Below are 9,910 nucleotides of genomic sequence, written 5' to 3'. Positions count from 1 at the left end.
TCAGCATCCGCGTCCGCAGGGCTTCCACGAGCGTCTCGATCCGTTCCTCGACGCCTTCGCTGCGTACGTCGACCGGGTAACCGGTTCCGTCCGCGGCGAGCACGCAGGGCGTGCCGGGGCCAGTCCGCGCGGTGATCGCCTTCCAACTCCGACGGGCCGCCCCGCACACGCCGATCTGTCTGGATTGGAACGGCGATCTTTCAAAACACTTCGGATTGGTTCCCGGCAAACCGAATGCGGTCGTGATCGCCGCGGACGGAACCGGTTACCCGGTCGACGTACGCAGCGAAGGCGTCGAGGAACGGATCGAGACGCTCGTGGAAGCCCTGCGGACGCGGATGCTGACGACGCGTTGAAAGGGCCAGCGGCGGGACTTTGGTACGATCCAGCGGACCTCAAACGCTGCCTGCTGATCCATTCGCCACGATGTCGCTCAATTTATCGCCCGCCGCACTCGCGGCGTTCCTCTTTCTGATCGGTCCGGCGGCGATCGCGGACGAGACGGCCGTCGCCGAACGCTCAGGCGACCGTCCGCCGAATATCGTGTTGATCCTCGCGGACGATCTGGGATGGAGCGACACCACCCTCTACGGCACGACGAGCCTGTATGAAACGCCGAACGTCGATCGGCTCGCACAACGCGGGATGACGTTCACCCGGGCCTATGCGGCGAGTCCGCTGTGTTCGCCGACGCGGGCGGGGATTCTCACGGGGCTGTCGCCGGCGCGAGTGGGGATCACGGCGCCGAACTGCCATCTGCCGCAGGTGAAATTGAAGGCATCCGCCCAGGCCGTCGCCCCGCCGGGGAACAAGGCGACGCAATGCGATTCGGCGACTCGTTTGGATACGGAGCGCGTCACGCTCGCGGAGTCGCTCAAGGCGCACGGCTACGCGACCGGGCACTTCGGCAAGTGGCATCTCGGACCGGAGCCGTATTCGCCGTTGGAACACGGCTTCGATGTCGACGTGCCGCACTGGCACGGTCCCGGTCCGGCCGGCAGTTTCGTCGCTCCGTGGAAGTTCCCGAACTTCAAAGCGAACTCGCCGAAGGAGCACATCGAGGACCGCATGGCGGAGGAGGCGTCGCAGTTCATCGAGCAGCACCAAGACGAGCCGTTCTTCCTGAACTACTGGCAGTTCAGCGTGCACGCCCCGTTCGACGCGAAACAGGAACTCATCCAGAAGTATCGACCCAAAGTCGACCCGGACGATCCTCAGCGCAGTCCGACCTACGCGGCGATGGTGGAGAGCTTCGACGACGCGATCGGCACGCTGTTGGACACGTTGGACCGCTTGGAGCTGGCGAACGACACGATCGTGATTTTCACCAGCGACAACGGCGGGAACATGTACAACGAAGTCGACGGCACGACGCCCACCAGCAACGCCCCGCTGCGGGGCGGCAAAGCGACGATGTACGAGGGCGGCGTCCGCGTTCCCTGGGTGACGGTCTGGCCCGGCGTGACGGACCCCGGCGCGACCAGCGACGCTCTCGTGCAGACCACCGACATCTTTCCGACTCTGCTGGCGATGGCCGATCTCGAACCGCCGACCGACGTCGAGTTCGACGGCGTCAGCCTCGTCCCGGCGTTGAAGGGCGGGGAACTGGAGCGGGACGCGATCTTCACTTACTTCCCGCACGCCCCGCCGGTCCCGGATTGGCTGCCGCCCAGCGCCAGCGTCCACTGGCGCGGCGAGGACGGCACGGAGTGGAAGCTCATTCGCCTTTTCCATCAGGGACCGGACGTCGTCGGCGGCCCGCACGCCCTGCGGCTATACAACCTCACCGGCGACCCCGGCGAAACGACGAACCTGCACGCCCGCCATCAGATCCGGGCGGAGCAGTTGAACCGCAAGATCGGCCAGTTCCTGAAGGACAGCGGCGCCCCGGTGCCGCGGAAGAACCCGAACTTCGACCCGGCGAAATACCGACCGGAACTGATCGGCGTCCCGGCCCGCTCGCGTAGAGCGGCGAAGGGGAACTGACTGCCCGATGACTTGTTTGGCTGAGAGACATTGATGCCCGTCCATCCCGCCGCGATCGAGTTCAATCGACTGACCCGGCACGCCCGCGTGATCGTGCCGGCCGCGTCCTTCGATCTGAATCCCCCGGCAACCGAATCGGCGCTGGACCTGCTGGAGGCAGGGCTCAACCGGGCCGCGCCGGCCGGTTTGACGGCGGCGGAGGTGGCCGCGGCGATCGGCGGCGGCGGGTTTGACCGCCCGCCGGATCCAAACGGTCCGTCGTTCGGTCGGCCGCTGCCGGAGGACCTCGCCGCCGTCCTCCGCCGGCACGACGGAGCGGGGTTCCTCGGCCTGTTGCCGGTGCGGTGGGAGCCGGGCGACGACCCGGACCTGTTCACCCCGCTCCCTGCCGCGTGGATTCTGGAGCAGTGGGAGGGCCAGCGGGACCTACTGGCAATCCGCGAGTTCGCTGACGCCGTCCCCAACCACACCGACTCGGGCGTGCGGCCGACGTGGTGGGACGAGCGATGGCTCCCGTTCGCCGGCAACGGCGGCGGCGACCTGCTGTTCCTCGACTATTCCCCCGCCCCCGGCGGGACAGCGGGACAAGTGGTCTCCCACGACCACGAAACCGGCGAACATCGCGTGCAGGCTTTGTCCCTCGCGGCTTTGCTGGAGGCCGCCGCGGACGCATTTGAGTCTGGCAAATACAGGTGGATCTCAGACGGCGGTTCCATCGAGTACGCCGACGACTGAACGACCGCCCGGCCTCCCGCCGTGAGAGAAGACGTTCATTCTGGTCATCGGCCGTACAGACCGCATGCCCGCGGGCGCCAGCGTTGGCGAAGGGTCACCCGACCGCTGCGGACCGCCTCGACGACATCCGCCGTGCCCTCTCGCAGTCGCCCCACCCAGGCCCGGCGCGTCCCGTTGACCCGCTCCGCGCCGCGGAAGTCGGCCACCGTCGTTCCCTGCGGGGCGGCGATGCGGAATGCCTCGGGGCCCGCTTCCACGCCGAACTCCGCGTCGATCACGCGGTGCAGTGTCATCACCGCCACCCTCGGACCCTCCGCCGCTGCGTCGTCCTCCGCGTCGCCCGCGTCGTCCGGCGGCAAGGGGCCCGCCGCCGGGGCGGGGGCGTCGCCGACAATCCGGGCGTAATCCAAGCTGGCGATCGAGTGCGGCAGCGACAGGGTTTTCTGAGCCAGCGGCACGTCCCGGAAGTCCCGCTGAAACCGCTCGCTCCAGTACTGCCCGCCGCTGCGAATCAGCGTTTCACGGAGGATGTGCCGATTCCCGTCCAGCGCCATCGTGTAGTAATCGTTGGTGAGCGTGCGGACCCCGTCCGCGGTTTCCAAGCGCAGCCGCGGGACCTTCCGATTGTCGGGGAGGAACAGGAACGAATGCGGCGTCGCCGGCCGCACGCCGCGGGGTTGGGACAGCAAGCTGACCTGCCCCCAGGTCCGGTCCGCGTTCTGCGTGTAGAGGTGTTCCTCGCCGCCGGTCCAGACCATCAACTCCGGCCCCCCGAGTCCCTCGGTGCGGACGGCGAGGTCGTCGCCGGAGTATACCAGGGAAAACCAACTCCACTGAGCCACGACCTGATCCGGGTCGGGCACGTGCTTCGCAACCAAGGCGGAGGTCCGCGCGTCCAAGTCCTCCCGCCCCCCCAGCCCGGGCGTCATTCCCATCAAAACCGGCAGCAATTCCTCAGTGACGACCGACCTCGGTAAGGCCGCTTCCGGCTGCTTGGTGATCACGACAAGCCGGTATCCCTCGACCCGCCCGCCTCGGACCGCTGCGTCATGATCGGACCGCCCGCGCTCCAGGTCTTCCAGCAGCGCGTACGCGGCCGGGTCGCCGGCCGCCTGTCCCCATGCCCCGGCCACGCCGGCCCACAGCAGGATCGCACCCATCTCGCCACTCCGTTCGGAAGTCGGACACACCCCGCTCAGCCTACCGACCACCGACCCCTGATGCCGCCCCCGATCCCCCGATTGCCGCCCTCAGACCTCGCCGGTCAGGGCGGAACCCGCCGCGTCGAACAGCAGGCGCTGCGTCGGCTTCGGGGCGAAGCGTTCCCGCAACGACTCGCTGTCGAGGTGCTTGCCGCCGCCCGGGTCGGCCGTCAAAAGAAACGGACGGGCCTTCTTTAATGGAACCCGCAATCGCTTCAGGTCCGCCAGCCGCAGCGCGCGGAACCGTCGAATCTTTAAAATGCGGTCTACGCTCCGCACGCCCAGTCCAGGAACGCGCAACAACATCTCCCGCGGGGCCGTGTTCACGCCGACCGGGAACAAACCGCGATGCCGCAACGCCCAGGCGGTTTTCGGATCGAGTTCGAGGTCCAGATCCGGGGCGTCGTCCGGCGTAATCTCCTCCGCCTCAAACCCGTAAAACCGCAGCAGCCAGTCGGCCTGATAAAGCCGATGTTCGCGGACCAGCGGCGGCGATTGCCCCGGCAAGCGGGCGTCCGCGTGCGGAATCGGACTATAGGCAGAGTAATAGACTCGTCGCAGATCGTGGCGTTGATAAAGTCGGGTCGAGGTGCGGAGGATGTCGCGGTCCGGGGTGTCGGTCGCCCCGACGATCATCTGCGTGCTCTGCCCGGCGGGGGCGAACGGGGAGGCTTTGAACCCCCGCCGGCGGTCGGCCCGGTTCGCGTCACGGCGAGCCTTCACCTCCGCCATCGCCGCTTCGATCTGCGGCGTGCGTTTCTCCGGGGCCAGCTTCTTGAGATCGGTCTCCGTCGGCAATTCGACGTTGATGCTCAGCCGGTCCGCGTACCGCCCGGCCTGCTCCAGCAGTTCCTCGGAGCACTCCGGGATCGTCTTGAGATGGATGTACCCGCGAAATTGATGGTCTTCCCGCAGGCGGCGGGCGACCTCCGTCAGTTCGATCATCGTGTCGTCCGGGGAACCGATGATGCCGCTGGAGAGGAACAGCCCTTCGATATAGTTCCGCTTATAGAACTCCAGCGTGAGAGAGACGACTTCGTCGATCTTGAACCGCGCCCGCCGCACGTCGGAAGTAATCCGGTTTACGCAATACTGACAATCGTAAATGCAGTAGTTCGTCAGCAGGATCTTCAACAGCGAGACGCAGCGTCCGTCCGGCGTGTAGCTATGGCAGATCCCCATGGACTCGGTCGAACCGAGGCCCGGGTCGCTGTTCTTCTTCCGATCACGGGCACCCTTCGCTCCGCTGCTGGCGCAACTGGCGTCGTACTTGGCGGCATCCGCGAGGATCGCCAGCTTCCCGCGGACGTCCAGCGGTCCCTTCGCCTGCAGCGCCGGCGTGGGATGGGGCTGCGGCGGCGCGGACAGAACCGGCAGGGAAGCGACAGTCAAGACGGCACCGGCAACGCGAACGAGGGTGGACGATTGTACCCCTCGAGAACCGTCAGGTCTGCACGCTCTTCACCGGGACGGTCGATTCACTTCGCCGGGGGCAGCGTCGCTCGCCAGGCCGTGAACGCCGCCGCCATTTCGCGGGTTCGATCCGGCTGCTCCGCGGCCAGGTCGTCGGCCTCCGCCGGGTCCGTTTGAAGGTCGTAGAGCTCCCACGGTCGATCGCGGCCCGTGCGAACCAGCTTATAGCGGTCGCCAGTCCAGGCCTCGCGGGATTGATAGACGAAGCCGATCGGTCGATCGCGGAGCGTCTCGCCAGCACGCAGCGCCGGCAATAGGTTCACGCCGTCCCGGCCGGCGTCCGTCGGCGGTTCGAGCCCGACGGCGGCCAGCACGGTCGGGAACAGGTCGGTCGTGACCGCGGGAAACGTCGTCGCTTCTCCGTTCGGCAAGCCGCCCGCGGGCCATTCGATCAGCCCCGGCACGCGAACGCCGCCCTCATACAGATCCCGTTTCCGCCCGCGGAGCGGCCCAGCCGACCCGGGGGCCTTCGTATTGCCTTCCGGGCCGTTGTCGGAACAGAACGTGACGAGGGTGTTCTCCGCGACGCCCGCGTCTCGCAGCGTCGCCCGGACCCGGCCGACGGCGTCGTCCAACGCTGCGACGCTGCCGCGGTAGTGCTTCTCGTAGTCCGACAGGTGGGCGAACCGGGCGGCGTCCTCCTCCCCGGCGACCACCGGCAAATGCGGGGCGTGGAACCAGATCACGGCGAAGAACGGCCGCCCGGCGTGCGCTTCCCGTTCGATAAACGCCTCCGCCCGATCGACGATCAGGTCGGAGTCGTCGCCCCTCAATTCCTTCACGTCTTGATTCGGTCCGGTCCAGTAGGCGGTGCCGTAGGGGAGAGCGAACGCCGGATCGTCGATCGGTTCCCACCAGGTCTTGTAAGGGCCGGTCGGCGGCTTCCACAGCGGGTCGTAGGTGGGCACCTTGGACTCCGTGGCGAACGTCTCGGCGAATCCGTGCTCCCACGGCGGGGCGAGGTGCTCGGTATTCCCGGGGCGCCCGCGGTTCGCGTCGCGGCGCTCGGCAGTCAGCGTGCCGAGGTGCCACTTCCCGAAGAAGCCGGTCGCATAGCCGGCGTCTCGCAGACGTTCGCCCAACGCCTCCTCCTCGTCCGGCAGGTGGCCGGCGTTGGCGTTGGTGACGCCGATGCGGTGCGGATGTCGGCCGGTCATCACGCTGGCCCGCGTCGGGCTGCATACCGGCGAGGCGGAATAGAACCGCTCCAACCGCACCCCCGCCTGGGCCATCGCATCGAGGTGCGGCGTGAACGCCTCCGGCGATCCGCCGAGCGACTCGTGATAGCCCACGTCCCCCCAACCGAGGTCGTCCGCCATCATCACCACGACGTTCGGCGGCGGGGGCGGCTCAACAGAAGCCGCACAGGCGACGAGCAACAGCGAAGCGAGCACGGGCGACCTTTCGACGAGCGGAACGGGAACCGGTGTACCATTCGGCCGACCTCTCGTCATGCACGTCCGGACCACGCTCAACGCCGTCGTTTCAGACCGCAGCGGGACCGCGGTCGCGTCTCGATCAGACAGGCTCTCTCTGCAGGCTCCCCCATTTCGAACGATCCCGACCAGCCATGTCCTCAAAACTTCTCCATGCCGGGACGGCGTTCGCCTTGCTCCTCGTGGCCGCGTTCTGCGGCTACGGCTGGCTCGCGAGTTTCGAGCCGACGGCCCATGCGTGGGCCTGGCAGATTGGTTATGCCGTGAGCGGGCTGACGGCGCTCACGGCCGCGATCCTGCAATTGAAACGAGCGGCGACGACCCCGGTTTGATCACGAATCGAGGCTCCGAGAATCAGTCGCTCGGTGCGGTGTTCAAGCGCTGATCGAAGAACTCGGGTGGCCGCCTGAGACGGCCAACTGGTCCGATCCCCGTTCGAGAGGGGCGGCTGGGGCAACCGCTTGTTCGCCGAGACTCGATTCCACTCCTGCCCCGGCCTCCGGCCTCCGGCCGCCCGCCGCGTCGAACGTACGACGCTGCAATCTGGCAACAGCGGTGAGTAAAACGGGGGGATGACGACGCTCGCAGCCGTATTGCTCTGTCTGCCTTGCGCGCCGCCTGCCGCGGGCGAGGCGGCAGCGGACATCCCGCCGGATCGCAACGGTGCGGTCTTGTTTCTACGGTTTTTCGAAGAGACCACGGAACGGAGCGAGCTGCTGGAGACCGCCACCCGCCAGCGGCGGGCATTGCGGGTGTCGCTAGGACTGAAGACGCCAGGCGGGTCCGTCCCAGTAGCCCCGAAGCGCGATTTTCAACCGGATCACCGGGTGGACTGGGAGGCGTTCAAGCAAGCCAACGAACGATTTCTGCAAGCCCGGACCCGCCCGTGGACGCCGGCGGATTTCCCTGACGTCGAGGAGTGGGTGATGGTGAACCGGTCGGCATTGGACCTGTTGCGGGAGATTGACCGTCGGCCGGAGTTCGCGATGCCCCTGTTGCCGGAAGAGCGGGCGGGCGAAGGGCGTGTGACGTGGTGGCGACCGCTACGACCGCTGTGCGAAGTGGCCGAGGCGGAGGCGATGCGGCTGATCGCCGTTGGCCGCCCAACCGAAGCATGGGATCTGCTGGACGCAGCGGACCGTTTGGCTCGTCGGTTGGCCGTCGGACCGGGCGGCGAACCGGCCATGGACCGGGCAATGGCCTCGCAGAGCATCAGCGGGATGCTGACATGGGGGAAGCGGGATTGGCTGCGGCATGCGGGGGCCGACGCCGACATGCTCGCCCGATGTCGGGCGGATCTCACAACGCTTCCCGCGGCCGCCGACGTGCCGGCCGCGATTGCCGCCCGTTGGTCCGACGCCCCCGAGGACATCCGGAAGATGGTCGTGCGGGATGCAAAGGACATCGGCGTCCGGCACGAACTGACGGCCCTCGCGTTCGCGCTCGCTGAATATCGCGCCCGCCGCGGCGAGTACCCGGACCGCCTGGACGCATTGGTCCCGGACTTCCTGCTAGATATCCCCGCCGACTCCTTCGCCGAAGGCGCCGTCCGTTACCGCCGCAAACCGGGCGGGTTCGTCGCGTGGAGTGTTGGCCCGAACGGAATCGACGACCGCGGTGCCGTGTTCCGGGACATCTCCGTCCACTTCCCGATTCGCCCGGATAGCGATCCAGATATCTCGGGAGAGTAAAATCGTCGACGGACGCCGCCGACCGTCTCACTCCGCCTCAGCGCTCTTGAGGTGCCGATCGAAGAACGCGGCGATGCGGTTCGTGGTCTGCGTGGAGTTGAACGGGCCGCCGCCGTGGCCGATGCCGGGGAAGACGATCAGCGTCGTCGGCACGCCGGCTTGTTGCAGGGCGGCGTAGAGGCGTTCGCTTTGGCTCAGCGGCACCAGAGGGTCTTCAGTGCCGTGCAGCATCAGGAACGGCGGGTCGTCCGGGGAGACGAATTCGACCGGACTCGCCTTCGCCGCGACCTCGGTTCGTTCGCTCAGCGGGCCGCCAAGCAGCTTGGCGACCGGGCCGGTCGGGCCGCTGACCGCTTCATACCCCGGTGCCGCGGCGAAGGCGGCGAAATCGGTCGGGCCGAAGTAATCGCAGACCGCCTGCACCCGGGCGGATTCGTCCCTGTGTTCGCCCACGTCGAACGACGTCTCGTCCCCCGCCGTTCCCAGCAGCGCCACGAGATGCCCGCCCGCCGAGGCGCCCCACGCGCCGATGCGGTTCTTATCCAGGCCGTACTCGTCCGCGTGGGCCCGCAGCCAGCGGAGGGCGGCCCGGCAATCCTCGATCTGGGCGGGGAAGGGCGCCGCGTCGGTGAGCCGATAACCGATGCTGACCGCCGCATATCCGCGACCGACGAATCCCGCCGACACCGGCGGGCACCAGGCTTTGTTGCCGCCTTCCCAGCCGCCGCCGTGCACCCAGACGATCACCGGCAGGGGAGCGGCGGCCTCCGACGAATCGTCGGCTCGCTCCGGCAGGTACAGATCGAGTTTCTGTCGCTCGTGGCCGTCCTCCACGTAGGCGAGATCGCGATGAGCGACGATGCCCGGCGACGCGGGCCGTTGAGCGAACGCCGGCGACGCGATCAGCCCCCCCGCAATCAGCGTGACGCAGAGTGACTGACAGGCGACGGAGGGCATCGCGATGGATCGCTGGAGGAATCGAGAGGGACGAAGCGCGGCGCTGGGCGACTTGGGGTCACTCCGCCGGCTGGCTGCGGAGATGGCGGTCGAAGAAGGTCCCGATCTGTTCCTGAATCTCGGGCTGATTGAAGTCGCGGCCGCCGTGTCCGGCCTCGGGAAGCGTGACGAGCGTCGACTCGACTCCGGCGTCCTTCAACGCCTTGTGCAGGCGTTCGCTCTGGTCGAGCGGGACCGTGCGGTCTTCGGCGCCGTGTAGGATCAGAAAGGGCGGATCGTCCTTCGACACGTAGGTGATCGGGCTGGCTTTGCGGGCGAGATCGGCCTTTTCGCTGAGCGGACCGCCCAGCAACGCATAGACGGGCGAGCCCGGCCGCTCCCCCTGTCGTTCATAGCCGGGCATCGCGAGAAAGGCGGCGAGATCCGACGG

Annotated in this window: 10 protein-coding genes (1 of these 10 running past the window's edge); 5 read left to right on the top strand and 5 right to left on the bottom strand. The window is 67.7% G+C overall.

Going from position 1 to position 9,910, the window contains the following annotated elements:
* Positions 1–131: 131 nt before the first annotated feature.
* From LzC2_RS16845 to LzC2_RS16835, 3 genes are all read left to right on the top strand, one after another.
* Positions 132–356 carry a hypothetical protein gene (locus tag LzC2_RS16845; RefSeq protein WP_171189158.1) on the top strand — a complete coding sequence of 75 codons (225 nt, stop codon included), beginning with the start codon at positions 132–134 and terminating at the stop codon, positions 354–356.
* A gap of 70 nt (positions 357–426) precedes the next feature.
* On the top strand, positions 427–1,986 hold the full coding sequence (locus tag LzC2_RS16840) for a sulfatase (RefSeq protein ID WP_171189156.1): 1,560 nt from the start codon (positions 427–429) through the stop codon (positions 1,984–1,986).
* A gap of 33 nt (positions 1,987–2,019) precedes the next feature.
* Positions 2,020–2,721: an SMI1/KNR4 family protein gene (locus LzC2_RS16835; protein WP_171189154.1), complete on the top strand. Its 702-nt coding sequence runs from the start codon at positions 2,020–2,022 to the stop codon at positions 2,719–2,721.
* Between the two features lie 44 nt (positions 2,722–2,765).
* Here LzC2_RS16835 and LzC2_RS16830 read toward each other — a convergent pair whose 3' ends face one another.
* From LzC2_RS16830 to LzC2_RS16820, 3 genes are all read right to left on the bottom strand, one after another.
* Positions 2,766–3,881: a hypothetical protein gene (locus tag LzC2_RS16830; protein ID WP_171189152.1), complete on the bottom strand. Its 1,116-nt coding sequence runs from the start codon at positions 3,879–3,881 to the stop codon at positions 2,766–2,768.
* A 90-nt stretch (positions 3,882–3,971) separates the two neighbouring features.
* A complete protein-coding gene (locus LzC2_RS16825) occupies positions 3,972–5,237 on the bottom strand; it encodes a putative DNA modification/repair radical SAM protein (protein WP_171189160.1) in 1,266 nt (421 codons plus the stop codon).
* 164 nt (positions 5,238–5,401) lie between these two features.
* Positions 5,402–6,790, bottom strand: coding sequence for a sulfatase family protein (locus LzC2_RS16820; RefSeq protein WP_206678761.1), 1,389 nt, complete (start codon positions 6,788–6,790; stop codon positions 5,402–5,404).
* A gap of 176 nt (positions 6,791–6,966) precedes the next feature.
* Between LzC2_RS16820 and LzC2_RS16815 the strand changes: the two genes are divergently transcribed.
* Together LzC2_RS16815 and LzC2_RS16810 are read left to right on the top strand one after the other, a co-directional pair.
* Positions 6,967–7,164, top strand: coding sequence for a hypothetical protein (locus LzC2_RS16815; protein WP_171189149.1), 198 nt, complete (start codon positions 6,967–6,969; stop codon positions 7,162–7,164).
* Positions 7,165–7,404: 240 nt separating this feature from the next.
* A complete protein-coding gene (locus LzC2_RS16810; protein ID WP_171189147.1) occupies positions 7,405–8,523 on the top strand; it encodes a hypothetical protein in 1,119 nt (372 codons plus the stop codon).
* 27 nt (positions 8,524–8,550) lie between these two features.
* Here LzC2_RS16810 and LzC2_RS16805 read toward each other — a convergent pair whose 3' ends face one another.
* Together LzC2_RS16805 and LzC2_RS16800 are read right to left on the bottom strand one after the other, a co-directional pair.
* Entirely contained in the window at positions 8,551–9,480 is a 930-nt protein-coding gene (locus LzC2_RS16805; RefSeq protein WP_171189145.1) for an alpha/beta hydrolase, read from the bottom strand.
* A 58-nt stretch (positions 9,481–9,538) separates the two neighbouring features.
* Positions 9,539–9,910 carry the final stretch of an alpha/beta hydrolase gene (locus tag LzC2_RS16800; RefSeq protein ID WP_171189143.1) on the bottom strand. Its footprint extends 561 nt past the window's final position, so only the last 372 of its 933 coding nucleotides appear in the window; its start codon lies beyond the right edge, outside the window; it ends in the stop codon at positions 9,539–9,541.

The organism is Alienimonas chondri, assembly GCF_013036045.1.
GTDB classification, from domain to species: Bacteria; Planctomycetota; Planctomycetia; order Planctomycetales; family Planctomycetaceae; genus Alienimonas; species Alienimonas chondri.
Note: the sequence above shows the minus strand (reverse complement) of the source record. Positions and strands in the feature narration are given on the sequence as shown.